21 protein-coding genes are annotated in these 26,691 nt (G+C 72.9%); 13 read left to right on the top strand and 8 right to left on the bottom strand.

The window, feature by feature from the left end:
* Positions 1 to 97 precede the first annotated feature (97 nt).
* The 4 genes from guaA to ABZY12_RS01655 all read left to right on the top strand — a co-directional run bounded on the left by guaA (position 98) and on the right by ABZY12_RS01655 (position 4,656).
* Positions 98 to 1,699, top strand: coding sequence for a glutamine-hydrolyzing GMP synthase (gene guaA, locus ABZY12_RS01670; protein ID WP_356885982.1), 1,602 nt, complete (start codon positions 98 to 100; stop codon positions 1,697 to 1,699).
* A 125-nt stretch (positions 1,700 to 1,824) separates the two neighbouring features.
* Complete coding sequence (locus tag ABZY12_RS01665) at positions 1,825 to 2,613, top strand: class II aldolase/adducin family protein (protein ID WP_356885980.1); 789 nt, start codon at positions 1,825 to 1,827, stop codon at positions 2,611 to 2,613.
* 172 nt (positions 2,614 to 2,785) lie between these two features.
* Positions 2,786 to 3,994, top strand: coding sequence for a hypothetical protein (locus ABZY12_RS01660; RefSeq protein WP_356886278.1), 1,209 nt, complete (start codon positions 2,786 to 2,788; stop codon positions 3,992 to 3,994).
* A gap of 119 nt (positions 3,995 to 4,113) precedes the next feature.
* A complete protein-coding gene (locus ABZY12_RS01655; RefSeq protein ID WP_356885978.1) occupies positions 4,114 to 4,656 on the top strand; it encodes a DoxX family protein in 543 nt (180 codons plus the stop codon).
* On the opposite strand, the gene ABZY12_RS01650 is transcribed toward ABZY12_RS01655, so the two are convergent.
* Entirely contained in the window at positions 4,566 to 4,826 is a 261-nt protein-coding gene (locus ABZY12_RS01650; protein WP_356885976.1) for a hypothetical protein, read from the bottom strand. The genes ABZY12_RS01655 and ABZY12_RS01650 overlap by 91 nt on opposite strands.
* On the bottom strand, positions 4,813 to 6,168 hold the full coding sequence (locus tag ABZY12_RS01645) for a PspC domain-containing protein (RefSeq protein ID WP_356885974.1): 1,356 nt from the start codon (positions 6,166 to 6,168) through the stop codon (positions 4,813 to 4,815). The genes ABZY12_RS01650 and ABZY12_RS01645 overlap by 14 nt, the downstream gene beginning before the upstream one ends.
* Positions 6,169 to 6,339: 171 nt before the next feature.
* Between ABZY12_RS01645 and ABZY12_RS01640 the strand changes: the two genes are divergently transcribed.
* On the top strand, positions 6,340 to 7,608 hold the full coding sequence (locus ABZY12_RS01640; RefSeq protein ID WP_356885972.1) for a PspC domain-containing protein: 1,269 nt from the start codon (positions 6,340 to 6,342) through the stop codon (positions 7,606 to 7,608).
* Positions 7,605 to 8,312, top strand: a complete 708-nt coding sequence (locus ABZY12_RS01635) for a response regulator transcription factor (RefSeq protein ID WP_356885970.1) — start codon at positions 7,605 to 7,607, stop codon at positions 8,310 to 8,312. The genes ABZY12_RS01640 and ABZY12_RS01635 overlap by 4 nt, the downstream gene beginning before the upstream one ends.
* Positions 8,313 to 8,353: 41 nt before the next feature.
* Here ABZY12_RS01635 and ABZY12_RS01630 read toward each other — a convergent pair whose 3' ends face one another.
* Positions 8,354 to 9,433, bottom strand: a complete 1,080-nt coding sequence (locus ABZY12_RS01630; RefSeq protein ID WP_356885968.1) for an NlpC/P60 family protein — start codon at positions 9,431 to 9,433, stop codon at positions 8,354 to 8,356.
* A 348-nt stretch (positions 9,434 to 9,781) separates the two neighbouring features.
* Here ABZY12_RS01630 and ABZY12_RS01625 point away from each other — a divergent pair, with 348 nt between their 5' ends.
* Entirely contained in the window at positions 9,782 to 10,135 is a 354-nt protein-coding gene (locus tag ABZY12_RS01625; protein WP_356885966.1) for a hypothetical protein, read from the top strand.
* A 15-nt stretch (positions 10,136 to 10,150) separates the two neighbouring features.
* Here the strand turns inward: ABZY12_RS01625 and ABZY12_RS01620 are convergent, their stop codons facing one another.
* Complete coding sequence (locus ABZY12_RS01620; RefSeq protein WP_356885965.1) at positions 10,151 to 11,323, bottom strand: C40 family peptidase; 1,173 nt, start codon at positions 11,321 to 11,323, stop codon at positions 10,151 to 10,153.
* A 274-nt stretch (positions 11,324 to 11,597) separates the two neighbouring features.
* On the opposite strand from ABZY12_RS01620, the gene pcrA reads away from it, so the two are divergent.
* Complete coding sequence (gene pcrA, locus ABZY12_RS01615; RefSeq protein WP_356885963.1) at positions 11,598 to 14,045, top strand: DNA helicase PcrA; 2,448 nt, start codon at positions 11,598 to 11,600, stop codon at positions 14,043 to 14,045.
* A gap of 88 nt (positions 14,046 to 14,133) precedes the next feature.
* Here pcrA and ABZY12_RS01610 read toward each other — a convergent pair whose 3' ends face one another.
* Positions 14,134 to 15,513: a peptidoglycan DD-metalloendopeptidase family protein gene (locus ABZY12_RS01610; RefSeq protein ID WP_356885961.1), complete on the bottom strand. Its 1,380-nt coding sequence runs from the start codon at positions 15,511 to 15,513 to the stop codon at positions 14,134 to 14,136.
* A gap of 231 nt (positions 15,514 to 15,744) precedes the next feature.
* A complete protein-coding gene (locus ABZY12_RS01605; RefSeq protein WP_356885959.1) occupies positions 15,745 to 16,536 on the bottom strand; it encodes an alpha/beta fold hydrolase in 792 nt (263 codons plus the stop codon).
* A 300-nt stretch (positions 16,537 to 16,836) separates the two neighbouring features.
* Between ABZY12_RS01605 and ABZY12_RS01600 the strand changes: the two genes are divergently transcribed.
* Positions 16,837 to 17,244, top strand: a complete 408-nt coding sequence (locus ABZY12_RS01600) for a cobalamin B12-binding domain-containing protein (RefSeq protein WP_128976030.1) — start codon at positions 16,837 to 16,839, stop codon at positions 17,242 to 17,244.
* A 578-nt stretch (positions 17,245 to 17,822) separates the two neighbouring features.
* Here ABZY12_RS01600 and ABZY12_RS01595 read toward each other — a convergent pair.
* Together ABZY12_RS01595 and ABZY12_RS01590 are read right to left on the bottom strand one after the other, a co-directional pair.
* Positions 17,823 to 19,424, bottom strand: coding sequence for a DUF5691 domain-containing protein (locus tag ABZY12_RS01595; protein ID WP_356885957.1), 1,602 nt, complete (start codon positions 19,422 to 19,424; stop codon positions 17,823 to 17,825).
* 271 nt (positions 19,425 to 19,695) lie between these two features.
* The gene (locus ABZY12_RS01590; protein WP_356885955.1) at positions 19,696 to 21,090 is read right to left on the bottom strand and encodes an SWIM zinc finger family protein; all 1,395 of its coding nucleotides are present in this window, start codon (positions 21,088 to 21,090) and stop codon (positions 19,696 to 19,698) included.
* 161 nt (positions 21,091 to 21,251) lie between these two features.
* Here ABZY12_RS01590 and ABZY12_RS01585 point away from each other — a divergent pair, with 161 nt between their 5' ends.
* From ABZY12_RS01585 to ABZY12_RS01570, 4 genes are all read left to right on the top strand, one after another.
* Positions 21,252 to 21,662, top strand: coding sequence for a hypothetical protein (locus ABZY12_RS01585; RefSeq protein WP_356885953.1), 411 nt, complete (start codon positions 21,252 to 21,254; stop codon positions 21,660 to 21,662).
* 111 nt (positions 21,663 to 21,773) lie between these two features.
* The gene (locus ABZY12_RS01580; protein ID WP_356885951.1) at positions 21,774 to 22,898 is read left to right on the top strand and encodes an AAA family ATPase; all 1,125 of its coding nucleotides are present in this window, start codon (positions 21,774 to 21,776) and stop codon (positions 22,896 to 22,898) included.
* Positions 22,895 to 25,465, top strand: a complete 2,571-nt coding sequence (locus tag ABZY12_RS01575; RefSeq protein WP_356885949.1) for a DUF5682 family protein — start codon at positions 22,895 to 22,897, stop codon at positions 25,463 to 25,465. Before ABZY12_RS01580 ends, ABZY12_RS01575 begins: the two co-directional genes overlap by 4 nt.
* Entirely contained in the window at positions 25,462 to 26,643 is a 1,182-nt protein-coding gene (locus tag ABZY12_RS01570; protein WP_356885947.1) for a VWA domain-containing protein, read from the top strand. Before ABZY12_RS01575 ends, ABZY12_RS01570 begins: the two co-directional genes overlap by 4 nt.
* The last annotated feature ends 48 nt before the right edge of the window (positions 26,644 to 26,691 follow it).

Here is a 26,691-nt window from a genome sequence, read left to right as displayed (position 1 = left end):
GATGGTGAGACGAAAAGCGACACCGGCGCGCCGGTAGAATCGACAAATAGCCCCCCTCTTTTCGGGGAACCTCTCCTACCGCCGGAAGGCCGCCGTAGTGTCATCAGCGACTCCCGCTGCCGCGCCCGACGTCTCCAACCCGGACGTAGTCCTCGTTGTCGACTTCGGCGCCCAGTACGCCCAGCTCATCGCCCGCCGAGTCCGTGAGGCCCGGGTATACAGCGAGATCGTCCCGTCCACCATGCCGGTGGCCGAGATGCTGGCCAAGAACCCGAAGGCGATCATCCTCTCCGGCGGCCCGTCGTCCGTGTACGCGGAGGGCGCCCCGCGCCTGGACCGAGCACTGTTCGAGGCCGGTGTCCCCGTCTTCGGCATGTGCTACGGCTTCCAGCTGATGGCGACCACCCTCGGCGGCACCGTCGACAACACCGGAGCCCGCGAGTACGGCCGTACGCCGCTGCACGTCTCCAAGGCCGGCTCCACCCTCTTCGAGGGCACGCCGACCGAGCAGTCCGTGTGGATGTCGCACGGCGACGCCTGCTCCGCCGCCCCCGAGGGCTTCACCGTCACCGCCTCCACGGACGTCGTGCCGGTCGCCGCCTTCGAGAACGACGAGAAGAAGCTGTACGGCGTGCAGTACCACCCCGAGGTGATGCACTCCACGCACGGCCAGCAGATCCTGGAGCACTTCCTCTACCGGGGCGCCGGCATCGAGCCGACGTGGACCACCGGCAACGTCATCGAGGAGCAGGTCGCGGCCATCCGCGAGCAGGTCGGCACCAAGCGCGCCATCTGCGGTCTCTCCGGCGGCGTCGACTCGGCGGTGGCCGCGGCGCTCGTGCAGAAGGCCATCGGCTCGCAGCTGACCTGCGTGTACGTCGACCACGGTCTGATGCGCAAGGACGAGACCGAGCAGGTCGAGAAGGACTTCGTCGCCGCGACCGGCGTCCAGCTGAAGGTTGTCGACGCGCAGGAGCGATTCCTCACCGCGCTCGCCGGGGTCTCCGACCCCGAGGAGAAGCGGAAGATCATCGGCCGGGAGTTCATCCGCGTCTTCGAGCAGGCGCAGGCCGAGATCGTCGCCGAGTCGGCCGGCACCGGCGAGGACGTCGCCTTCCTCGTCCAGGGCACGCTCTACCCCGACATCGTCGAGTCCGGTGGCGGCACCGGCACGGCGAACATCAAGTCCCACCACAACGTGGGCGGCCTCCCCGAGGACCTGGAGTTCGAGCTCGTCGAGCCGCTGCGCCAGCTGTTCAAGGACGAGGTCCGTATGGTCGGCCAGGAGCTCGGCCTCCCGGAGGAGATCGTCCAGCGCCAGCCCTTCCCGGGCCCCGGCCTCGGCATCCGGATCGTCGGCGAGGTCACCAAGGAGCGCCTGGACCTGCTGCGCGAGGCCGACGCCATCGCCCGCGAGGAGCTGACGGCCGCCGGTCTCGACCGCGACATCTGGCAGTGCCCCGTCGTGCTGCTCGCCGATGTGCGTTCCGTGGGCGTGCAGGGCGACGGCCGGACCTACGGCCACCCGATCGTGCTGCGCCCCGTCTCCTCCGAGGACGCCATGACGGCGGACTGGACGCGCATGCCGTACGACGTGCTCGCGAAGATCTCGACCCGGATCACCAACGAGGTCGCCGACGTCAACCGCGTCGTGCTCGATGTGACCAGCAAGCCGCCGGGCACCATCGAGTGGGAGTGACCCCTCCCGTACGCGTGTGAAAACCGCCGTCCCGTCTCCACGGGGCGGCGGTTTCGTCGTGTGCCCCTCTGGTCGTCGTGTGATCTCTCTGGTCAGTTGCACGGCCCGGAGCTACCTTCCCGCCCATGAGCCAGACACCCGCGCCCGTACCGGTCGAGCAGCTCCACTTCGCCATGCCGCCCGTCCACGAGACCGCGGAGGAGGAGCGGGCGTACCGCAAGGGGAGACTCGCGGGCGCCCTCCGGCTCTTCGGGCGGCTGGGGTACGAGGAGGGCGTCTCCGGTCACGTCACCGCCCGGGACCCGGAGTTCCCCGACTGCTACTGGGTGAACCCGTTCGGGGTGCCGTTCGCCGAGCTGACCGCGAGCGAGCTGATCCTGGTCAACGGCGACGGGCAGGTCGTCCACGGTGGTCATCACGTCAACCAGGCGGCCTTCGCCGTCCACGCCCAGGTGCACCGGGCCCGGCCCGAGGTCGTCGCCGTCGCGCACACCCACTCCACCTACGGGCGCGCGCTCGCCGCCCTCGGCGAGCTGATCGAGCCGATCACCCAGGAAGCCTGCGGTTTCTACCAGGACCACGCGCTCTTCGACGCCTACACCGGCGTCGCGGTGGACCCGGAGGAGGGACGGCGGATCGCCGCCGCCCTCGGCCCGTACAAGGCGATCGTGCTGCGCAACCACGGGCTGCTGACGGTCGGCACCACCGTCGACGCCGCCGCCTGGTGGTTCATCGCGATGGAGCGGTGCGCCCAGGTGCAGCTGACCGCGCGGGCCGCGGGCAAGCCGGTGCCGATCGCCCACCGGGAGGCGCTGGCCACCCGCGAGCAGCTCGGGACCGATCTCGCCGCGTGGATCAACTACCAGCCGCTGTGGCGCGGGATCAGTCGCGCGGAGCCCGAACTCCTGTCGTAGAACGTGCCTTTACGTCAATGTGATGACTGTTCAATCACTCTCGCGCGGGGCGCTCGGAGCAGATGGGGGACGTTCGGGTGCGGCACAATTCCCAAATATCAACGGCTGGTTGACGGATCGGGAAGTGAGCGCCGTGGCGGTGCAAGAGGCGAGACGGTGCCAGAAGTCGACGCTGTGCGGTGACGACGGGCCATGCGCCCCGGGCGGGCGAGCGGGGCACCGTCGTGCCGTCGCCGCCTTCCTCGCCCTGCGCGACGAACTCGCCGCGGGTCACGGCGTGCCCGCCGCCGTCGCCCACTCACCGGTCGCCTCCCGCCAGTGGGTCTCCGACGAGCTCGGTCAGTCCGCCCGTACCGTCGCCACGCGCGGCCGCGAGGCGGGCGAGGCATGGCTCCGGCGCGTGCGTCCGGCCACCTTCGGGGCCGTCTGGGGCGCTGTCGTCGCGCTGCTCCTCGGGCAGGCGCTCACCGCGATCGGCACCGGATGGACGGGCCCGCGCACCGCGGCGCTGGGCGCCGCGCTCGCCCTGGCCGGCCTGCTCACCGGCGCCGCCCACGGTCACCGGGCACACGGTGGAGTCCTCGCGCCGCTGATCGGCGAGGACAACCGGCTCTCCACATCCCGCGCGGTCGCCGCCGGCTGGCTGCTCTTCGCCCTCTACGCCCTGCTCTTCCTCGCGCTGCGCCTGGTCACGGGAGCCGACCGGGTCGGCCTCGGGCTCGCGCGCTCCGCCGGGCTGCTCACGGCCTTCGCCGTGACGTCGGCGGTGGCCGTCGCCGTCCGCCGGATCGTGTGGGGAAGGATCCTGGGGCAGCGGCTGCAGAAAGTCCGGGCCGACCGCCCCCGGGCCGCCGACCTCGTCTCCGACGACGACGGCCGCGCCTGTCTCACCGACCTCCAGTACGTCCTGGTCTCCACCGCCGCCCTCCTCCTGTGCGCCGTGCGGCTGGTGCGTGAACCCGACCGGTTGCCGGTGCCTCCCTGGTCCCTGGTGCTGCTCGTCTCCCTCTCCGCGGCCGGCTACCTCGCCGGGAAGTGCGTCGAGGGCGGCCGGCCCGTGATCCTCTCCGTCGTCCGGTCCCGCGAGGCGGGGGACCTGGACGCCCCGATCCGTACCGGCGACGACATCGAGATCCGGGGCGTCGGCTTCGTCCCGCCGGGCGCGCACGGCCCCGACCCGCTCACCCGCCTGGTCGTGCGCATCGGCACGGTCCACGCCCGTGTCCCGCTCGTCCCCGTCCCCGGCGGCTTCGCCAACCCCACCGACGCGACCCTCACCGTGCCGCTTCCGGCGGACGTCGAGCCGGGACGCGTGGAGGTCTGGGTGGTGACCGCCGCCGGCGCGGAGTCCAACCGGGTCACGATCGACGTCGTCGACTGAGCCGTCCGGGCACGACCGCCTGCTCGCCTGAACCACCGGCAGGTCTCCCACGTATCCAGATGCGGGGCGTCCGAGGACAATCGATTCCCCGGACACTGGCGTGGAGAGGCGGGCCGGCGATGACACGGATGCGGCGGACGAACGGGTCGTACGGCACGGGCGGGGGCGGACACGCGGGCGGTCGCGGCGGAGGCACGGCCAGGTGGAAGGAGACCGCCTCGCGGTACGCGCTGCTGCCGCTGCGCGTCTTCCTAGGCGTCACCTTCATCTACGCCGGCCTCGACAAGCTCACCGACTCCTCCTTCATGGCCGAGACCGGCAACGGATCGATCGGCGAGATGATGCGGGGCGTCCGGGACAGCTCCGCCGTCCCCGCCCTCGTCGACTTGGCGCTCAAGAGCCCCGTCGGCTTCGGGTACACCATCGCGCTGGGCGAGCTGGCCGTCGGCATCGGAACTTTGGTGGGGTTCTTCGCCAGGCTGGCCGCACTCGGCGGGGCGCTGATCTCGCTGAGCCTGTGGCTGACCGTCAGCTGGCAGAGCGACCCGTACTACTACGGGAACGACCTCGCCTATCTGATGTCCTGGCTGCCGCTCGTGCTCGCCGGGGCCTCGATGTTCTCGCTCGACGCGGTCCGGGCCGACCGGCGGCGTATGCGGTAGGCGACCCAGGTCACCAGGGCGGCGGCTCCCAGGCCGCCGCAGAGCACCGGGACCACGTCGTACCAGGGCGTGACCCACGCGTCGGCGGCATCGCCCGCGAAGAGCACCGCGAGGGCGAGGGCGGTCGCGCCGGCGACGAACCGACCCGGACGGAACTCATGAAGCAGCACGGGTGACCTCCACCTGTCCGAGGCCGACCTCCAGGGAGAGGTCGAGCGTTCCGGCCGGGACGGTGCCCTCCGGAGGGGTGAGCGTACGGGTCTCGTCGCGGTCCGGCGCGATGTCGATGTCGCCGGGGGGCTGTTCCGGCAGCCGCAGATCACCGAGACCCACCTGAGCCCGCACCTTCACCGTGACGTTCTTCGGGACGACCACCTCCAGCTTCCCGGCACCCACCTCCACCGTGGTGCCGACCGTCGTGCGCGCGGGGACCGCGACCCCGGACAGATCGAGCGTGCCGACGCCCGTGCCCAGTTCGTAGCGCGGCTGCACGGCGGTGACCGACGTCGGTTTCCAGTCCGTACGGACCCAGTCCGTGGAGATCTCCTTCGGCAGCGCCGCCGCCACCGCGAGCAGGCCGGCCGTGACGACGGTCATGAAGATCGTGCCGAAGCCGGTCCGGCCGAGGAAGCTGCTGAGCACCAGTCCCAGGCCGAAGACCACCAGCGCGGCCACGAGCCCGATCTGCAAGCTCGTGCCCAGCGGATGTCCCTCCCAGGCCAGGAACGTGCCCAGTCCGCCCGCCACCAGCGCCAGGAGGAAGACCAGGCCGCCGATGGAGCGAGGACCGCGCCGGGCCGCGGGCGTGGCGGGGACCGGCCGGCCGGGCTCCGGGACCCATGTGCCCCACTGGCTGCCGGGGACCGGCCGTTCGCCGTCCGCGGTCAGCCCGTCGGCGTTCACACCGTGCGGCCCCCAGAGGTAGCCGACGGCTATGGGGCCGGTCGAGCCGTCCTTGACGATCGGGTCCTTCCACCAGGACGTGAACTCCACGAGCGGCGGCGCCTTGGCCTCCGGGGGCGCCTCGGCGACCGCGGCGGCGGTCGCCGCGTCCAGCCGGCTCTCGGTGTCGCCGCCCAAGGCCTGCCGACGCCGCTGCGACCAGACGGCAGCGCCGCACACCGCTGTCGACAGCATCATCGAGAACGCGATCGTGCCGCCGTTGTGCAGCATGGACAGGAACACGCCGCAGCCGACCAGGGCCATCAGCAGCGCGGCGAGCGAGGCGCCCTCGACCCGGCCGGAGAGCAGCTTGCGGCCCTCGTTCTCCTCCTCGCCCGCGAGCGGGATCAGCAGCCACGCGAAACCGTAGAAGATCAGCCCTATGCCGCCGGTCACCGACAGCACACCGATCGCGATCCGGAAGATCACCGGGTCGAGATCGAAGTGCTGCCCCAGACCGCCGCACACCCCGCCCACGACCTTGTGCCCCCGCGAGCGGCGCAGCGGCGCGACGGCGTGAGCCTCCGCCGGCGGCGGGGCCTCGTGCGAGGAAGGCGTCGAACTCGTCATGCGTCCATGGTGACGGCCCGTGACCCCCGGCGGCACCGGGAGCGACCCTGGCCCGACCCTGATATTCCGGTGCCCGCCCACCCCGACGAGAGCCTAGGGCCGCCCACCTAGGGGCCATCTCAGGGGCCGACCCTGATGTCCGGGCCCGGGCGGGCGTGTGACGATCGGTGCATGCCAGCAGCCGCCCGCGTCTCCGAGACCGACGAACCGCCCGTGCGCAAGCTCTACCGGAGCGCCGACGGACGGTGGCTCGGTGGCGTCGCACGCGGCCTCGCGGGACATCTCGGGCTGCCCGTCGTCTGGGTCCGCGCCGTGTTCGTGGCGCTGCTCCTCGCGGACGGGCTCGGCGCCCTGCTGTACGCGGTCTTCTGGATCGTCGTCCCGCTGGGCGTCGGCGGACGGGCCGCGCCCCGGCCCGTGTTCGATACCACCGCGGACGGTCGGCGGCGGCTGCGCAAGCCGGACCGCGGCCAGGTCTTCGCGCTGATCGCGCTGGCGCTCGGCGCCGCCGTCTTCGTCGGCAACGTCGACTTCGGCAACCAGGCCGACCGCTACGTCTGGCCGACGCTGCTGATCGGCGTGGGCGTCGTGCTCGTCTGGCGCCAGGCGGACAACGCCCGCCGGGCCAGCTGGTCCGAGCCGGGCCGCCGCCGGCGCACCCTCCAGCTCGCCCGCGGCTTCGCGGGCGTCGCCCTGGTCGGCCTCGGGCTGACCGCCTTCATGGTGGTCCGGGGCTCCGCCGCCCAGCTCGGCACGGCGTTCACCGCAGCCATAGCCGTGCTCACCGGCATCGCCCTGCTCGCCGGGCCCTGGCTGGTCCGGATGTCGCAGGACCTCTCGGAGGAGCGGACCATGCGCATCCGCGCCCAGGAGCGCGCGGAGGTCGCGGCCCACGTCCACGACTCCGTCCTTCACACCCTCACCCTCATCCAACGGAACGCCGACGAGCCCGGGGAGGTGCGCCGCCTCGCCCGCGCACAGGAGCGGGAGCTGCGGAACTGGCTGTACAGACCGGAGGGCACGGGCAAGGACGAGGACGAGGAGCCCGACACCCTCGCCGAGGCGGTGAAGAAGGCCGCCGCCGAGGTCGAGGACAAGCACGGTGTCCCGCTGGAGGTCGTGGTCGTCGGCGACTGCCCGCTCGACGAGAAACTGGCCGCGCAGATGCAGGCCGCGCGCGAGGCGATGGTCAACGCCGCCAAGTACGGTGGCGAGGGAGGGGCGGTGCAGGTCTACGCCGAGGTCGAGGGCCGTACGGTCTTCGTCTCCGTCCGCGACCGGGGGCCGGGCTTCGATCTGGACTCCGTACCCGAGGACCGGATGGGCGTACGAGAATCGATCATCGGCCGGATGCAGCGCAACGGCGGTTCGGCCCGGCTGCGGTCCGTGCCGGGCGGAGGCACCGAAGTGGAGCTTGAGATGGAGAGGGCGGACGGATGAGCGACGAGACCGGGACCGGGACGACGGAGGAACGGACCACGGACCGCCGGGTGCGGGTCGTCCTCGTCGACGACCACCGGATGTTCCGCACGGGCGTGCAGGCCGAGATCGGCCGGACCGACGTCACCGGTGTCGAGGTCGTCGGCGAGGCGGCCGACGTCGACCAGGCGGTCACGGTGATCACCGCCACCCGTCCCGAGGTCGTCCTGCTCGACGTGCACCTCCCGGGCGGCGGCGGGGTCGAGGTGCTGCGCCGCTGCGCGAACCTGATGGCCGCGCCCGAGAACCCGGTCCGCTTCCTGGCCCTCTCGGTCTCCGACGCCGCGGAGGACGTCATCGGCGTCATCCGCGGCGGTGCCCGGGGCTATGTCACCAAGACGATCACCGGCACCGATCTCGTCGACTCGATCTTCCGGGTCCAGGACGGCGACGCGGTGTTCTCCCCGCGCCTGGCCGGATTCGTCCTGGACGCCTTCGCCTCCACGGACGCCCCGCCGGTGGACGAGGATCTGGACCGCCTCACCCAGCGGGAGCGGGAGGTGCTGCGGCTGATCGCGCGTGGATACGCGTACAAGGAGATCGCCAAGCAGCTCTACATCTCGGTGAAGACGGTCGAGTCGCACGTCTCCGCCGTACTGCGCAAGCTGCAGCTCTCCAACCGGCACGAGCTGACCCGCTGGGCGACCGCCCGCCGCCTGGTCTGACCCGCCGCCTCCGGCGCGCGCCCCCGGGGCCGGGGCCGGCGTCACCCCACCCGGGTCGCGCCGGCGAACGGCATCTCGTCGATCGGTGCGACCCGCACCGGTGCGCCCGGTCGTGGCGCGTGGATCATCTGCCCGCCGCCGATGTAGAGGCCCACATGACTGATGCCCGAGTAGAAGAACACCAGGTCGCCCGGGGCCAGTTCGGAGCGTGAGACCCGCTGCCCAGCGTTGATCTGCGTGTAGGTGGTGCGGGGCAGCGCGACGCCCGCGGCCCGCCAGGCCGCCTGCGTCAGCCCCGAGCAGTCGTACGCCGAGGGTCCCGTCGCCCCCCACACGTACGGCTTGCCCAGCTGGCCCCGGGCGAAGGAGATGGCCTGCGCGGCGCGGGCGTTCGGCGCCGTCACCGGCCCGCGCGCCAGGGAGTCCCGGTCGGCCCGGCCCCCGGACGCACCGCTTGAACCCGCTCCGCCCCGCCCCGATCCCGTCGTCGCCGCCTCGTACCGTGCCCGTTCCTCGGCGGTCAGCCGGGCCAGCAGTGCGCGCGCCTCGCCGAGCTTGGCCCGTACGGCCGCCTCCTGCCGGCGCAGATCGGCCTCGTGACCGCGCAGCTCCGTCAGCCGCCGCGCCGACTCGGCGCGCAACTGCCCGATCCCGGTGAGCTCTCGGCGTACGGAGCCGAGAGCGGCGGCCTGCCGCTCCCCGGCCCTCTCGGCGATCGCGGCCCGCGCCAGATACTGGTCCGGATCGGAGGTGAGGGCCAGTCGCATGGTGGGGTCCAGGCCGCCGGAACGATACTGCGCGGTGGCGATCGCACCGAGGCCGCCGCGGAGGGTGTTGAGCCGCTCGGTCCTGCGGGCCGCCTCGTCGCGCAGCCGGTCCAGCGCGCCCCGCGCCTCGGTGGCCCTCTCCTTCACCGCGTTGTACTTCTCGGTGGCCACCTCGGCCTCCTGGTACAGCCGGTCCACCTCCGCCCTCACCTGGGCGGGGGTCGGCCGGGGGTCGGCGTGCCCGGAGCCCTCGAACACCGTCGCCGTCGCCGCCGAGGCGAGAGCGAGCGTGGCGGCGGTCCGTGCCGCCTGGCCGCCGAGGGGGGATTGCTTGGGCTTCCGGTGCGCTGCCACGAGGGCGGGTCACATCCTCTCCCTGTGGGGGTCGATGCCCACCGGGCCCGACGGCGGCCCGCACAGGGGAGACGGGCCGCCGCCGGGTTTTCTCGGCGGGGGCGGCCGACGGCCGCCGGGAGGACCGGCGGTGGTGGGGAGCCGGCCACCTGGGGCAGGACGCTAAACCTGGGCGTCGCGGCCGGGCGGGGGGATGACCGTTATTGGCGCCAGTTGACGCTCTGGGACCGATCGCGTCCGGCCCCGGCGGCGAATGGGCGCCGCTTTCCGGCTCGGGCGTGACCGGTGTGCCGGAGAGGGCGCCCCCGACCGGAGGGAGGTGCTATGGCCCGGTTAGGCTCCCGCTCCATGGACGTCCTCATCAATGTCTTCGTCGCCCTGCACATCATCGGAATCGCGTCCCTGCTCGGCGGGTTCCTCACGCAGATGAAGGCGATGGGCGCGGGTACGGCCCGCTTCATCCCCGCGATGCTGCACGGCGCGCTGACCATGCTGGTCACGGGCATCGCCCTGGTCGGCCTGAACCAGGCGGACGACCAGACCGTCGACAACGTGAAGATCGGCGTCAAGATGGCGGTCCTCGTCGTCATCCTCGCCCTCGTCTATGTGAAGCGGGACGAGGAGAGGGTCGCCAAGGGACTCTTCGGCGCGGTCGGCGGTCTGACCGTCGCCAACGTCTTCATCGCGACCCTGTGGACGTGACCGTCCGATGAGGTCTCAGGCCGGCCGCACGCTGCCGTGGATCGGCATGGAGTAGATCGACTCCTCGCGCACGTTCGCCCCCGGCTTCGGCGCGTGGATCATCTTCCCGCCGCCGATGTAGAGGCCGACGTGGCTGATGTCGTCGTAGAAGAAGACCAGATCGCCCGGCAGCAGATCGTCCGTCGCGACCCGCGTCCCCGCCTCCACCTGGTCCCAGGTGGTACGGGGCAGGTCGACGCCCGCCTCCTTCCAGGCGGCCTGGGTGAGGCCGGAGCAGTCGTACGAGCTCGGGCCCGTCGCTCCCCACACGTACGGCTTGCCGATCTGGCCCCGGGCGAACGCCAGCGCCTTCGCGGCCTCGGCCGCGTACGGAGAGGTGGAGCCGCCGCCGGTGCGCGGCGGGGTGGTCGCGGGCGCCCCGGGCCGCTGCTGCCGCCGGGCCTCCTCCTGCCGGCGCCGCTCGGCCTCGGCCGCCGCCTCCGCCGCCTCCGCCTCGGCCCGCTCCTCCGCCTTGCGGCGGGCCTCCGCCTCGCGCCTGCGCTCCAGTTCCGCGAGCCGGGCCTTCTCCTCGGCCGTGAGCCGGGCCAGGAGCGTACGAGCCTCGGCCAGCTTCCGCTGGACCGTCTGCTTGCTGGTGCGCAGCGCCGTCTGCGACGCGGTGAGGCTCTCCAGGCTCCGCGTCGCCTCCGCGCGCTGCTTCGCCGCCGCGGCCCGCTTGGTCTCGTAGTCCTCCACCGCGCCGCGCTGCCGCTCGGAGAGCCGGCTCATGAGGTGGGTCTGGTCGAAGTACGACTGGGGACTGTCCGCGAAGATCAGCGCCGCCGTCGGCCCCACCGCCCCGGCCCGGTACTGCGCCGCCGCGTACGAGCCGAGGGTGCGGCGCGACTCGTTGATCGCGTCCGTCCGCCGGGCCACGTCGTCCAGGATCCGGTCGACCTTGCGCCGCTGCTGGTCGGTGGCCTCCTTGACCCGGTTGTACTCCTGCGTCGCCGTGCCGGCCTGCCGGTAGAGGTCGTCGACCTTCTTCTGGATCTCCTCCACCGTCGGCTTCGCCGGAGCGGCGGGGGCCGCCCCGGCGCTCTGCGCGGACAGCAGCGTGACGGAGGCGAGGGCGGCCGTCGTGACCCCGACGGCGGGGGAGTGCTGACGTGTGCTGCGCGGCTTGCGATGGGACGCCAAGACCGGCATCTCCTTCCGTGGACGCCGGTGCGGACGGGCGCGACTGCCTCGCGGCAGGGCCGGGCTCGGCGTGGGCCGCCCGCTCGGCGTGATTCGCCGTCGGAGGGGGACGGGCTGCTTGGCCGAGCACGCTAGCCAACCCGTACGGCAGCTGGGAAGACCGATGTTCGATATGCCCGATACATTTTCGTGACCTGAAGCGGATGATCACCCTCGGTGACTTCGGCCTCACTTCGAGAGGTGGGAGCGGGCTGTCAGTCCGGCGGCCTAGACTCGTTAGGCGATGAGCAGCCTCTTTGACGACAGCTTCCTGGCGAGCCTCCAGAACCACTCCTCGGAGGAGCCCCCGCCCCCGCCCGAGGACCATGAGCACGGCGCCCCGGCCGAGGCGGAGGTCCCGCACGACCTCTTCGGAGGCCGGTTCGACGTGCCCCCGGCCCGGGACGCGCACTACCGCGACGGAGCCCCGCGCCCCGTCGTGGACGCCGCCGCGCTCCTGGAGGGGCTGAACGAACAGCAGCGCGCCGCCGTCACGCACACCGACACCCCGCTGCTCATCGTCGCCGGAGCCGGCTCCGGCAAGACCCGGGTGCTCACCCACCGCATCGCCCACCTCCTGGCCACCCGGCACGTCCACCCGGGCCAGATACTGGCGATCACCTTCACCAACAAGGCCGCCGGCGAGATGAAGGAGCGTGTCGAGCAGCTCGTCGGCCCGCGCGCCAACGCCATGTGGGTCATGACCTTCCACAGCGCGTGCGTCCGCATCCTGCGCCGCGAGTCGAAGAGGCTCGGTTTCACGTCCTCGTTCTCGATCTACGACGCCGCCGACTCCAAGCGCCTGATGGCGCTGGTCTGCCGGGACCTGGACCTGGACCCCAAGAAGTTCCCGCCGAAGTCGTTCAGCGCCAAGATCTCGAACCTGAAGAACGAGCTGATCGACGAGGAGACCTTCGCCGACCAGGCCGCCGACGGGTTCGAGAAGACGCTCGCCGAGGCGTACCGGATGTACCAGGCGCGGCTGCGCGAGGCCAACGCCCTGGACTTCGACGACATCATCATGACGACGGTCCATCTGCTCCAGGCGTTCCCCGACGTCGCCGAGCACTACCGCCGCCGCTTCCGCCACGTCCTCGTCGACGAGTACCAGGACACCAACCACGCCCAGTACACCCTCGTACGGGAGCTGGTCGGCACCGGCTACGAAGACCTGGGCCCCGCCGAGCTGTGCGTCGTCGGTGACGCGGACCAGTCGATCTACGCCTTCCGCGGCGCGACCATCCGCAACATCCTCCAGTTCGAGGAGGACTACCCCGACGCGACGACGATCCTGCTCGAGCAGAACTACCGCTCGACGCAGACCATCCTCTCCGCCGCCAACGCCGTCATCGAGCGCAACGAGAGCCGCCGCCCCAAGAACCTGTGGACCAACGCGGGCGCGGGCGCGCAGATCACCGGCTATGTCGCCGACACCGAGCACGACGAGGCCCAGTTCGTCGCCGACGAGATCGACCGGCTGACCGACGCGGGCGAGGCGAAGGCCGGCGACGTCGCCGTCTTCTACCGTACGAACGCCCAGTCGCGAGTCTTCGAAGAGATCTTCATCCGCGTCGGCCTGCCGTACAAGGTCGTCGGCGGCGTGCGCTTCTACGAGCGCAAGGAGGTCCGCGACGTCCTCGCCTACTTGCGCGTGCTCGCCAACCCCGAGGACAACGTCCCGCTGCGCCGCATCCTCAACGTCCCCAAGCGGGGCATCGGCGAGCGCGCCGAGGCGATGATCGACGCCCTCTCGCTGCGGGAGAAGATCACCTTCCCGCAGGCGCTGAAGCGGGTCGACGAGGCGTACGGCATGGCGGCCCGATCCGCCAACGCCGTCAAGCGCTTCAACGCCCTCATGGAGGAGCTCCGCACCGTCGTCGACTCCGGCGCGGGCCCGGCCGTCGTCCTCGAAGCCGTACTGGAGCGGACCGGCTACCTCGCCGAGCTGCAGGCCTCCACCGACCCGCAGGACGAGACCCGGATCGAGAACCTCCAGGAACTGGCTGCCGTGGCCCTGGAGTTCGAGCAGGAGCGCGGCGAAGAGGGTGGGACCCTCGCCGAGTTCCTGGAGCAGGTCGCCCTCGTCGCCGACTCCGACCAGATCCCCGACGAGGACGAGGAGGGGTCCGGAGTCATCACGCTGATGACCCTGCACACCGCCAAGGGCCTCGAGTTCCCGGTGGTCTTCCTGACCGGCATGGAGGACGGGGTCTTCCCGCACATGCGCGCGCTCGGCCAGACCAAGGAGCTGGAGGAGGAGCGGCGCCTGGCGTACGTGGGCATCACGCGCGCCCGCGAGCGGCTCTATCTGACCCGCTCCTCCATGCGCAGCGCCTGGGGCCAGCCCTCGTACAACCCGGCCTCGCGCTTCCTGGAGGAGATCCCGGCGACGTATCTGGAGTGGAAGCGGACCGGTCCGATGGTGAAGCCCGCCGGGCCGACCTCGGGGATCACCTCCCAGCTCTCCTCCTCGCGCTCGCGCACCGGCCCCTCGGGCTTCGCGACGCGCCGCGCCGGCGAGAAGCCGGTGATCGCGCTCCAGGTCGGGGACCGGGTCACGCACGACCAGTTCGGCCTCGGCACGGTCATGCAGGTGACGGGCGTGGGCGCGGACGCCCAGGCGACGATCGACTTCGGCGACGAGAAGCCGAAGCGACTGCTGCTGCGGTACGCGCCGGTCGAGAAGCTCTGACCCCGCTGACCGTACGCATACGAGACCGTACGCATACGAGGAAGGGCCCCGGCTTCGGCCGGGGCCCTTCGCTCTGTGCTCGTGTACGTCAGCCGGTCGGGCTGATGCCGTGGCTGCGCAGCCACGACTCGGGGTCGATCGCCGCCCCGCCGTTCGGCCGGACCTCGAAGTGGAGGTGCGGGCCGGTGGAGTTGCCGGAGTTGCCGGAGTACGCGATGACGTCACCGGCCTTGACCTTGCCGGAGCGGATCTTGGTGCTGCTCAGGTGGCAGTACCAGGTCTCGGTGCCGTCTTCGGCGGTCACGATCGCCATGTTGCCGTAGGCGCTGTTCCACTGCGTACGGACGGTGCCGTCGGTCGCGGCCATCACCTTCGAGCCGTACTGGACCGGGAAGTCGATACCGGTGTGCACGGACATCCAGTTGACGCCGGCCTGGCCGTAACGGGCGCTGAGCTGGTGCAGCTTCACGGGCAGGGCGAACTTCGGACGCAGCGCCTCCTTGCGGGCCGCCTCCTCCTCGCGCTTCTTCCGCTCCGCTTCCTGACGCAGCTTGAGGTCGATGCGCTCCTGGGTGCGGCTGGCGCGGTCACCGAAGTCGCGGGCCTCGGCGCTCAGCGCCGCGAGCTGTGTGTCCAGCTCGTTGTTGGCGGCGACCGGCTTCACCGACGACGGATCGGCCGCGGCGAGGGCGGTCGTGTCGTCCTTGGCCTCGGCACCCGCTTCGGCGAGCCCGCCGACGGAAGCGGCGGCGATCCCGGCGACGCCCATGACACAGGCCGACGGGACGGCGACGGTCAGGAGCGCCGAACGCTTGGCGGGGGTGCGGCGGCGGCCGCGGCTGCCGCCGGAGGAGCGGCGTACGGGGCGGGCGGCGGGGGTGGCGGTGGCCGGAGACTCCGCGAGGATCTCGACGGCCGGTTCCTCGGCCTCCGCCGGGGTCTCGTAGTCGTAGCCGTAGTCGTACGCCTGCTCGTCGGTCGCGACGGCCTCGAACTGTGCGGTGTGCTCGACGCCCTGCTCGGCGACGAACTCGTACTCGGGGGTGTACTGCTGCGGAACCACGGGCTCGGCGAGCTGCGGCTCGTCCTCGGGCGCGGCGGCGTAGTTCCAGGCGGTGGCGTCGTACGTACCGGTCTCGAAGGAGGGGGTCGTCCACTGGCCGGTGGTGTCGTACGAGGAGAAGTGCGCCGTCTCGTACTGACCGGTCTGCTGCGCCTCGCTCCAAGCGGTGGCGTCCCACTGACCGGTGGCGTCGTACTGCTGGGGAATCGGCTGTTGCGCGACGTAGGTGTCGTACGTGCCGGCGTCCCACTGCTGGCTGCCGTTCCACTGAGTGGTGTCGTACTGACCGCTGTGACCTGCGTCGTAACCGCCCGGGAGGGCGCCGAACAGCGGGTCGGTGGCGAAGCTGCCGGTGGTGTGGGCGTCGTCTCCGACGTATCCGGCGTGGGGGTGCTGGTCGTTCACCAACTTCTCTCTCGCCTCGGCGGCAGGACCAGTCCGGGGCGGGCCCGACGAGGGGTGTCCCGGGGGTAAGCAGTGGCGCGACTGTACCCGGCGGTATGCGCAAGCGACAATCTTCGGAAGGTTTTGGGTCCGCAGGAAACGGGCAATCGGCCGTGTTTCGGCGGTCTGAGGGAAGAGCTTTGGCTCTGTGTTCGAGGAACGTTCGAAGAACAGACTTCTTCTGGCGGCCCGTCAGGCGACGGAGGCGGCTCCGGGTTCGTTCCCCGGTGCGCCGCTCTCCCGCTCCTCGGCGTCGAGGGCTTCCAGGATCCCGGCGGCGACCGTCGGATGCACGGGCAGGGCGAGATGGCCGATCCCGCTGACGCGCACGTTGTGGACCAGCAGATCGGGGTGGTCGAGGCGGGCCGTCTCGACCGGGACCATCACCTGGTCCAGATCGCTCCAGAAGCTGACGAAACGGGTCCGGCAGCCGGCCGCGGGCCCGGCCAGCTCCCGCAGCACGTCGGATCCGGGGCGCATCTGCCGGACCAGGGGATGGGCGCCGGCCCACGGGACGGCGGTGGTCCCGGCGTGCGGGGTGCCGAGCATGACCAGGGTGCGTACCCGTGCGTCACCACCCAGTCGCTGTACGTAGTAGCGGGCGATGAGTCCGCCGAGGCTGTGTCCGACGAGGTCGACCCGCTCGTGGCCGGTGCGGGAGCAGAGCTCCTCGATCCGGCGGCCGAGCAGGTCGGCCGCGGCGCGCAGGTCGCACGTGAGCGGAGAGTAGTTGAGCGAGTCGACACAGTCACGGCCGTTGCGGACGAGCGCGCGCCGCAGCAGGACGAAGACGGACCGGTTGTCGACCAGGCCGTGGAGGAGGACGACCGGACGGCCGGAGCCCTGCCCCGAGGCGGACACGGTGACGGGGCGCTCACGGACGATTCCGGAGGGGTACAGAAGCATGTGGCCGGTGAGGATCGCCAGCTCCAGCGCGTTGGCCTTCAGCGCGGTCGTGACCTTGGTGAGCCTGATGAGCACCATGAGCGGCCTCCCGAACGGCACGCGGGCGCCGAACGGCGGTCGGCCTGCCGGGCGCCCGTTCCGTCCCGCTGACGGCCCGGAGCCCTGCGACCCCCGTCGCGGCTCCCTTGCGCACGACCCGGTTTGCGGCTGAAGGGCCCAGGAGGAGGGCCCGGGGAGGGTGCGGCGCAGAGCGAACATGTCCCTCCGTGTGATTTCCCCCTCGCTGCCCACCGCGAAACGGTTGCTTGCGGGATGCTGGCGATAACGTTCGTTCACCTCCCCGGCTAACAGGCGCGGGGGTCGCATGTGGAGGCAGTGATGGGTGTGACCGGTCCGATCCGCGTGGTGGTGGCCAAGCCGGGTCTCGACGGCCACGATCGCGGGGCCAAGGTGATCGCGCGGGCGCTGCGTGACGCCGGTATGGAGGTCATCTACACCGGCCTGCACCAGACGCCCGAACAGATCGTGGACACGGCGATCCAGGAGGACGCCGACGCGATCGGCCTGTCGATCCTCTCGGGCGCGCACAACACGCTCTTCGTGAAGGTCCTGGAGCTCCTGAAGGAGCGCGACGCGGAGGACATCAAGGTCTTCGGCGGCGGGATCATCCCCGACGCGGACATCGCGCCGCTGAAGGAGAAGGGCGTCGCGGCGATCTTCACCCCGGGCGCGACGACGGCGTCGATCGTGGACTGGGTCAACGCGAACGTGCGCGTCGCGGCGTAGCCGCTGGGCGGCCGGGGCGGAGGCTCGGGGTGCGCCCGGGGCGCCGGGTCACGGGCGCCGGGGGCCTACGGACGGCCCGGCGCCGGTTGCCCGAGGCGCACTCGGGCCGCCGTGGCGTTCGGCGTGACGCGCGCTCCGGGGCGTCCGGGCTTACGGGCTGTCGGGCTGTGGAGCGGTCGGGCTCGACGGCCGGCAGCCGGGCCGGACCGGGCCTTGGGGGCCGTACGGGACCAGGGCTGGTCCGGCGCCGTATCGGGCGTGCGGGTTGTGCCTGTCTTGCGGGGCTCCTCCGGAGCCGCACCCGGGCCTCGGGCTGTGCTGTTTCCCGGGCTGCCGCGAGTCCATCGTGCCCATGGTCCGAGCCCGCGCTCGGGCCCGGGCTCGCCCGGTTCGAGGTGGGCCCGTTGGCTGTGCCTGCCCCCGGCCGCCGTTCGGAGCCGCACGGGCCCTCGGGCCGGGCCCGTTCTCGGCCTCGGCGGCGTTGGGCGTGTTCCTGTGACGTACGCGGTGATGGCCAGGTCAACGCCGCAACGCCCTGTGGCTCGCCGGGGCCGGTCGAGGCTCGTGCAGGGCGGGGCTCACCCCGTCAGCTCCGCGAGCATCTCCGCGCGCAGGCGCAGTGTCGACACCAGGCGCTGGAACGCCTCCGACCAGTAACCGCCCGCCCCGGGCGAGGCGTCCTCCGGTTCGGCCGGGAGGGTCGTCAGGGACTCCAGCTGGGGTGCCGCGTCGGGGGAGAGGCAGCGTTCGGCCAGGCCCATCACCCCGCTGAAGCTCCACGGGTAACTGCCCGCCTCCCGTGCGATGTCGAGGGCGTCGATCACCGCGCCGCCCAAGGGCTCCGCCCAGGGGACCGCGCAGACGCCGAGCAGCTGGAACGCCTCCGACAGGCCGTGCGCCGCGATGAAGGAGGCGACCCAGCGGGCGCGCTCCTCGTCCTGGAGGGTCGAGAGGAGCTTCGCGCGTTCGGCGAGGGACGCGGTGCCCGGCCCCGTCGCGGGCGGGGCCGAAGGGGGCCCGAGCAGGGCCCTCGACCAGGCGGCGTCGCCCTGCCGTACGGCGGCCCGGCACCAGGCCGCGTGCAGTTCGGCCCGCCACTCGTCGGCGACGGGCAGGGCCACGATCTCCTCGGGGCCGCGCCCGCCGAACCGGGCCGGCCAGCACGACAGCGGCGCGGACTCGACGAGTTGCCCCAGCCACCAGGACCGCTCGCCCCGCCCGGTCGGCGGGGTGGGTATCAGGCCGTCCCGCTGCATGCCCGCGTCGCACTCGTGCGGTGCCTCGACGACGATCGTCTCGGCCCCTTCCGTACGGTCCAGGCTGACGCAGGACGCGGCCCGGCGCGCCATGCGGCCGGCGAGCGCCGATCCGGGCAGCGCGGAGAGCAGCTCGGCGGCCGTGGAACGGACGTTGCGGCTGCGGTCGGACAGGGCCGCCTCCAGGAACTCCTCGTCGGCGGCGGAGAGTCCGCCCCGCAGGGAGTCCAGGAACATCAGCCGGTCCTCGGCCCGCTCGGCCGCCCAGGTGGAGCGGAGCAGGGAGAGCGCCGCCGCCGGGTCCGCCGCCCGGAGGGACGAGAGCAGCGCGACGCGTTCGGCGAACAGGCCCTCCGCCCACAGGGCCCGGACCGCCTCGTCGTCCCGGGGGTCGGGCAGCACGGCGCTGCCGGACGCTCCGCGCAGGGCGAACCTCCACTCCGGGTTGAGCCCGGCGAGCCACAGTCCGCGCGGCCCGGCCAGGGCGAGCGCCTGGGGCCGCAGGTCGGTGCGGGCGCGTGCGGCGTCGAGGAGGGCGGGCAGCGAGGACGCGGGGGCCTTGTAGCCGTGCTCGTTGGCGGCGGCGAGCCACTGCGGGAGCAGCTCGGCGAGGTCGGGCGCGGCTCCTCGTCGCCCGCCGGACGGGGCCGGTGCCGCCCGGTCCGCGAGCAGCCGGCCGAGGCGGCGACGGGCTGCCTCCGGCAGCGGCCGACGGTGATCGTCGGGCGCGGGCTCGGGCGCCGGGGCGGCGGGGCCGGGGCGCAGCCCCGCCCTGCGGCGCACGGTGTGCAGGGCCGCGGCGTCGAGCAGGACGACGGGCGCGTCGCCATCGGCCGTCGCCGTACCGGACGGCGCGCGCGACGTGGGCGGTCGCCGATCGGTGCCGAGCAGGGCCGAGGTGACGAGCTCTTCCCAGGCGTCCATCAAAGTCCTCCAGGCTGTCGTCGGTCGGGTGGTCGCCGCCGGATGTGGGGTGGTGCCAGGTGGTTCGGCCTCAGGCGTCGGCCGTGACGCGGGCAGAGGCACCCCCTGGGGGTGCTCGGGTTGGGGTGGCCGGGTGGCTCCGACGCGGGGTCGGTCGTACGCGGCGGCCACCCCTCGGGTCGGTGTCCGGAGGGGCTGACGTCGGCGCGTCGGCCGGCGAGGGAGTCGCACCGGCCGCACCGAAGCGGCCCCGTCATGGGAGGTCGGGCGGTCAGTGGAGCGGGACCGTTTCGCCCGGAGCCTCCGGCGACCAGGCGGCGAGTGGGGTGAAACCGCGGTGCCCGCACTCGCCGAAGACGGTCACCGGCCGGCCGCCGGACAGTGCCGCCAGCCGCCATAGGCCGGGCCGCGCGAGCGCCGGAGCGCTCAACGGCACCGCCTCGCCGCCGAGGGGCCCTCCGGAGGCGCCGGCGAGGTCATCGCGGCCCGCCGGCCTCGCGTCCGCCAGCTGCCAGCCGTACTCCGTCGGGATCGGAACGACATCGGTCAGGGTCGCCGGCCAGGAGTCCAACCACGGGTCCTCCCGCAGGGCGTTGCCATAGGCCGTGAGGGCGTCGGTGACCGTGCCGCCCGGAGGTGGGGTGTCGAGTGGCGCGGGGGCGGAGAACTGCTCGGCCCAATCGGCCCGCAGCGCGCCCGCGCCCGCGTGGAGGGTGACCGCCGCGTCGAGGACGGAGCCGACGGGGAGGGTCAGTCGAGGCGCTCGTCCCGCCGCTCCGAAGGAGAGGAGCAGGGCCGTGCGTCCGCTCTCCCGGCCGCGGAGCCAGATGCGGCGGGTCGTCAGTCTGCTGTCGGCCGCGTCGTACTGGGCGAGAACCAGCCAGTGGTCCCGTACCGTCGGGCCCTGCGCGGGCGCGGTGAGGCCGACGCGCGTGCGGACGGTGGTCGCGAGCGGACCGGGGAGCCGGTCGACGCCGAGCCAGGCCCTGTCGAGGAGATGGGTGAGCGCGCACTCCTCCAGGAGCCGTACCGGCCAGCCCGGTCCCGAGCCCGGAATCGCCCCCAACTCCCGGACGCGCCCGGCGAGACCCGGAGCCTGGGCGTCGACCATCCTGGCCGCCGTCTCCTCCCACAGGGCGTAGCCGGACTGTTCGGCCGACGCCAGGCCCCCGCGGAGCAGATCGGTGAGCCGCTGCTCCAACTCCTCGGCTCCCGCGGTGATCCTGGCCGCCCGGCGCTCGGCCCGGCGGCGCGCGGCCTCGGGGTCGGCGGGCGCGGCCGTGGCCCCGCCTTCCCCGCCGTCCGTCCGAGCGGCGGCCGCGCGCTCCCGCCGTGTCTCCAGCCATGACGCGGCCCAGTCCGGGACCTCGCCGCCGCCGACGGCCGCGCCGTCCGAGGCCCAGAGCAGCAGCAGCCCCAGCGCGTGCTTGCACGGGAACTTCCGGCTCGGGCAACTGCATTGGTACGCCGGGCCCGTGGTGTCGACCACCGTCCGGTACGGCTTGCTGCCGCTGCCCCGGCACAGGCCCCAGACGGCTCCCTCGCCGCTGCCCGCACCGGACCACGGCCCGGCCGTCCCCAGCTTGCTTCCCGCTCTGCGCGAGGCGTCGTCAGGAGCCAGAGCCAGCACCTGATCCGCCGTCCAGCGCACCCCCTGTGTATCCATGCCCCCGACGGTAGGGGGCACCACTGACAACGCCCCCGGCCTGCTGTTTCACGCCCCACGACCGACCGAAACGCCGCTTGACTTTACTCTCTCTTTACGATTTTCTGCGAGAGCTCACCACACCATCCGCCGCACTCGCGGCAGTTCAGGGGGACCCCGCCATGAAGCGCACCGCTCGCACCGTCCGCACCGCCGCCTCGGCCCTCGCCGTCACCGGCCTGGCATTCGGCCTCGGCGCCTGCTCCACGGCCGTCGACCAGGTCGACAAGGCCGTGAACGAGACCTACGAGGTCACCTACGAAGTCAGCGGCAAGGGCGTCGAGTCGATCGAGTACCACGCCGGTGGCGGCACGGCCATGGAACCGAAGATGGAGTCGGAGAAGAAGCCGGCCACGCCGTGGAAGAAGACGGTGACGCTGAAGGGGATCATGCCGCCCGCCGTCATGCCGGTCTCGCTCAACCCCGCCGACATCACCTGCAAGGTCATCCACGAGGGCAAGGTCCTCAAGGAGGCGAAGGGCGAGGAGGCGATGACCGGAGGCTGTGTCGCGGTCTCCCCGCTCGCCGGCTGACTCCCTTCCCAAAGCGCCGAGTTGCGGCTCTGAGCTGCGGCGACGGCCGATTGTCAGTGGCATGGTGCACGGTGGATCCCACATCAGGTCGAACGATCTGGAGGGGGATCCATGACCGTGCCCGAAACCATCGCGAGTGCTGCGCCGGACGCCGGCGGCGAGGCCCTGCGGCCGCACGCCGAGCACGCCTTCGCCGACGAACTCAAGGCGCTCGCGGCCGCCGACGACCGGCCCAGGCCCGTCCGCTGGCAGCTCTCCCCGTGGGCCGTCGCCACCTATCTCCTCGGCGGCACGCTCCCCGACGGGACGGTGATCACGCCCAAGTACGTCGGGCCGCGCCGGATCGTCGAGGTCGCCGTCACCACACTCGCCACCGACCGGGCGCTGCTCCTGCTCGGCGTGCCCGGCACCGCCAAGACCTGGGTCTCCGAGCATCTCGCCGCCGCCGTCAGCGGAGACTCCACCCTGCTCGTCCAGGGCACCGCCGGCACGCCCGAGGAAGCGATCCGTTACGGCTGGAACTACGCCCGGCTGCTCGCCCATGGGCCCAGCCGGGACGCGCTCGTGCCCAGCCCCGTCATGCGCGCGATGTCCGAGGGCCTGACCGCCCGCGTCGAGGAACTCACCCGCATCCCCGCGGACGTGCAGGACACACTCATCACGATCCTGTCCGAGAAGACCCTGCCCATACCGGAGTTGGGACAGGAGGTGCAGGCCGTCCGAGGCTTCAACCTCATCGCCACCGCCAACGACCGTGACCGCGGGGTCAACGACCTCTCCAGCGCGCTGCGCCGCCGCTTCAACACGGTGGTACTGCCGCTGCCCGCCAGCCCGGAGGCGGAGGTCGACATCGTCTCGCGCCGCGTCGACCAGATCGGCCGCTCCCTCGACCTGCCCGCCGTACCGGAGGGCGTCGAGGAGATCCGCAGGGTCGTCACCGTCTTCCGCGAGCTGCGCGACGGGATCACCACGGACGGCCGTACCAAGCTCAAGTCCCCCTCGGGGACCCTCTCGACGGCCGAGGCGATCTCCGTCGTGACCGGCGGCCTCGCCCTGGCGGCGCACTTCGGTGACGGCATCCTGCGCCCCGGCGACGTCGCCGCCGGCATCCTGGGCGCGGTCGTCCGCGAGCCGGCGGCGGACCGCGTCATCTGGCAGGAGTACCTGGAGACGGTCGTACGGGAGAGAGACGGCTGGAAAGACTTCTACCGCGCCTGCCGCGAGGTGAGCGCATGACGGCCGCCACCCGCGCGCTCACGCCCGCCGGCCCGCACGACGCGGGCGCCACCCGCGACCCCCGCCCCGTCGAAACCGGAGCCGGGCCCCGAGCCGGAACCGGAGCCGGGCCCCGAGCCGGAACCGAAGCCGGAGCCCGAGCCGGAACCGGAACCGGAGCCCGAGCCGGAACCGGAGCCCGAGCCGGAACCGGAGCCCGAGCCGGATCCCCGGCGGGGGGCGTCGCCGTCGCCGACGCGGGCAGGGCGCCCCGGGGCCGGGGCGACGGCGTACCACGCCGGGAGCCGCTCATCCTCGGTGTCCGGCACCACGGTCCCGGGTCCGCCCGGGCCGTGCGGGCCGCGCTCGACGCCGAGCGGCCCGCGGCCGTGCTGATCGAAGGGCCGCCCGAGGCGGACGGGCTGCTCGGCCTCGCCGCCGACGAGGCCATGCGGCCGCCCGTGGCGCTGCTCGCGCACGCGGTCGACGACCCCGGCCGCGCCGCCTTCTGGCCGCTGGCCGAGTTCTCGCCCGAATGGGTGGCCATCCGCTGGGCGCTGGCCCACGACGTCGCCGTTCGGTTCATCGACCTGCCCGCCGCCCACACCCTGGCCGCCACCGACCCCACCTGGAGCGACGGCGAGGGCGACAGTGAGGGTGAAGGGGCCGACCAGGCGGTCCGGATCGACCCGATCGCCGAACTCGCCGACGCCGCCGGCTACGACGACCCCGAGCGCTGGTGGGAGGACGTCGTCGAACACCGCGGCCCCGGCGACCCGCTGGCCCCGTTCGCCGCGCTCGCCGCGGCCATGGGAGCCCTGCGGGAGGCCTACGGCCACGGCGGCCACCCCCGTGACCTCGTACGCGAGGCCCATATGCGGCTCCGGTTGCGGGCCGCCCGCAAGGAGTTCGGAGACGGGGTCGCCGTCGTGTGCGGCGCCTGGCACGTTCCGGCGCTCACCGCGAGAACCACCGCCACCGCCGACCGCGCCCTGCTCAAGGGCCTGCCCAAGGTGAAGACCGAGATGACCTGGGTGCCCTGGACCCACCGCCGGCTGGCCCGCCGCTCGGGGTACGGCGCCGGCATCGACTCGCCCGGCTGGTACGGACACCTCTTCGCCGCCCCCGACCGGCCGGTCGAACGCTGGATGACCAAGGTCGCCGGCCTCTTCAGGGAGGAGGACCGGATGGTGTCCTCCGCCCATGTCATCGAAGCCGTTCGGCTCGCGGAGACCCTCGCGGCGATGCGCGGCCGTCCGCTGGCCGGACTCGGCGAGACCACCGACGCCGTACGCGCCGTGATGTGCGACGGCTCCGACGTCCCGCTCGACCTCGTACGCGACCGCCTCGTCGTCGGCGACGTCCTCGGTGAGGTCCCGGCCGACGCCCCCGCCGTACCGCTCCAGCGGGACCTCGCCAGGCTCCAGCGCGGTCTGCGCCTCAAACCCGAGGCGCGGGAGCGCGAGCTCGAACTCGATCTGCGCAAGGAGAACGACGCCGCCCGCAGCCGGCTCCTGCACCGGCTGACGCTGCTCGCCGTCGGCTGGGGCGAACCGGTCGCCGGCCGCGGCAGCACCGGCACCTTCCGGGAGAGCTGGCGGCTGCGCTGGCAACCCGAACTGCACGTCCAAGTCGCCGAAGCGGGCGTCTGGGGCACCACCGTCGCCTCCGCCGCCACCGCCAAGGCAGAGAGCCGCGCCCGGGAGGCCACCGCCCTCGCCGACATCACCGCCCTCGCCGAGCGGTGCCTCCTCGCCGGACTCGCCGAGGCACTGCCCACGGTCATGACGGCGCTCGCCGACCGGGCCGCGCTCGACACCGACGTCGGCCACCTCGCCCAGGCCCTGCCCGCGCTCGCCCGCTCCCTGCGGTACGGAGACGTACGCGCCACCGACACCGCGGCTCTCGGCGAGGTCGCGGCCGGACTCGCCGAGCGGATCTGCGTCGGGCTGCCACCCGCCTGCACCGGACTCGACACCGACGCCGCCGTCGAGATGCGCGGCCATCTCGACGGCGTCCACACCGCCCTCGGACTGCTCCCCGACAGCGCCCGGCTGACCGACCGCTGGACGGGAGTGCTGCGCGGGCTCGCCACCCGCGACACCGTCCCCGGCACCCTCCGCGGCCGATGCGCCCGCCTCCTTCTCGACGAGGGGCGGCTCGACGAGGGCGAGGCCGCCCGCCTCATGGGCCTCGCCCTCTCACCCGGCACCCCGCCCGCCGACGCGGCCGCCTGGATCGAGGGCTTCGTGGGCGGCGCCTCGGGCGGAGGCATGCTCCTCGTCCACGACGAACGCCTCCTCGCCCTGGTCGACGACTGGCTCACGTCGGTGCCCGCGCACGCGTTCACCGACGTGCTGCCGCTGCTGCGCCGCACGTTCTCCGCGTACGAACCGGGCGCCCGCCGCACCCTGGGCGAACTGGTCGCCCGCGGCCCGTCACCCGGTGGCCGGGCGCACCTGGAGGCAGGCGTGGCCGGCTTCGCCCCCGACCTCGACGACGCGCGGGCCGAGGCGGTCCTGCCCGTCCTGCGCCTGCTGCTCGACGCCGCCGAACCCATGAAGGAACCCGTGGAGGTGGGCCGATGAACGGGACCGGACACGACGAGCGGCTGCGCCGCTGGCGCATGGTCCTCGGCGGAGGCGAGGCGGACGGCACGGGGTGCTCCCTCACCGGTACGGACGCGGCGATGGACGGAGCCCTGGCCGCGCTCTACGGACGCGGCGCGGGCTCGGGCACGGACCCCCGGACGTCCGGCGGACGGAACCGCTCCGCCGGCCTCGGCGGCTCGGCACCGTCCGTGGCCCGCTGGCTCGGCGACATCCGCACCTACTTCCCCACCTCCGTCGTCCAGGTCATGCAGCGCGACGCCATCGACCGGCTCGGCCTCTCCACCCTGCTCCTGGAGCCCGAGATGCTGGAGGCCGTCGAGGCGGACGTCCATCTCGTCGGCACCCTGCTCTCCCTCGACAAGGCCATGCCCGAGACGACCAGGGAGACGGCGCGCGCGGTCGTCCGCAAGGTCGTCGACGACCTGGAGAAGCGCCTCGCGACCCGCACCCGGGCCACGCTCACCGGCGCCCTCGACCGTTCCGCCCGGGTCAGCAGGCCCCGGCACCGGGACATCGACTGGGACCGTACGATCCGCGCCAACCTCAAGAACTATCTGCCCGAGTACGGCACGGTCGTCCCCGAGCGGCTCATCGGCTACGGCCGGGCCGCGCAGTCGGTGAAGAAGGAGGTCGTGCTCTGCATCGACCAGTCCGGCTCGATGGCGGCATCGGTGGTGTACGCGTCCGTGTTCGGCGCGGTCCTCGCCTCCATGCGGTCGATCGCTACCCGGCTCGTCGTCTTCGACACGGCGGTCGTCGACCTGACCGACCAGCTCGACGACCCGGTCGACGTCCTGTTCGGCACCCAGCTCGGCGGCGGCACCGACATCAACCGCGCCCTCGCCTACTGCCAGTCGCGGATCACCCGGCCCGCCGACACCGTCGTCGTCCTCATCAGCGATCTCTACGAAGGAGGGATACGCGACGAGATGCTGAAGCGGGTCGCGGCGATGAAGGCGGCCGGCGTGCAGTTCGTCGCCCTGCTCGCACTCTCCGACGAGGGAGCCCCGGCCTACGACCGCGAGCACGCGGCCGCCCTGGCGGCGCTCGGCGCCCCCGCCTTCGCCTGCACCCCCGACCTCTTTCCGGAGGTGATGGCGGCCGCGATCGAGAAACGCCCGCTGCCCGTACCGGACACCGCGGCACCCCGGTAGCCGCGGACACCCGACGGACGTGGTGGGCCAAGGCCAGGGCCAGGACCA

It is taken from the genome of Streptomyces sp. NPDC006551, from assembly GCF_040611675.1.
Taxonomy (GTDB): domain Bacteria; phylum Actinomycetota; class Actinomycetes; order Streptomycetales; family Streptomycetaceae; genus Streptomyces.
Note: the sequence above shows the minus strand (reverse complement) of the source record. Positions and strands in the feature narration are given on the sequence as shown.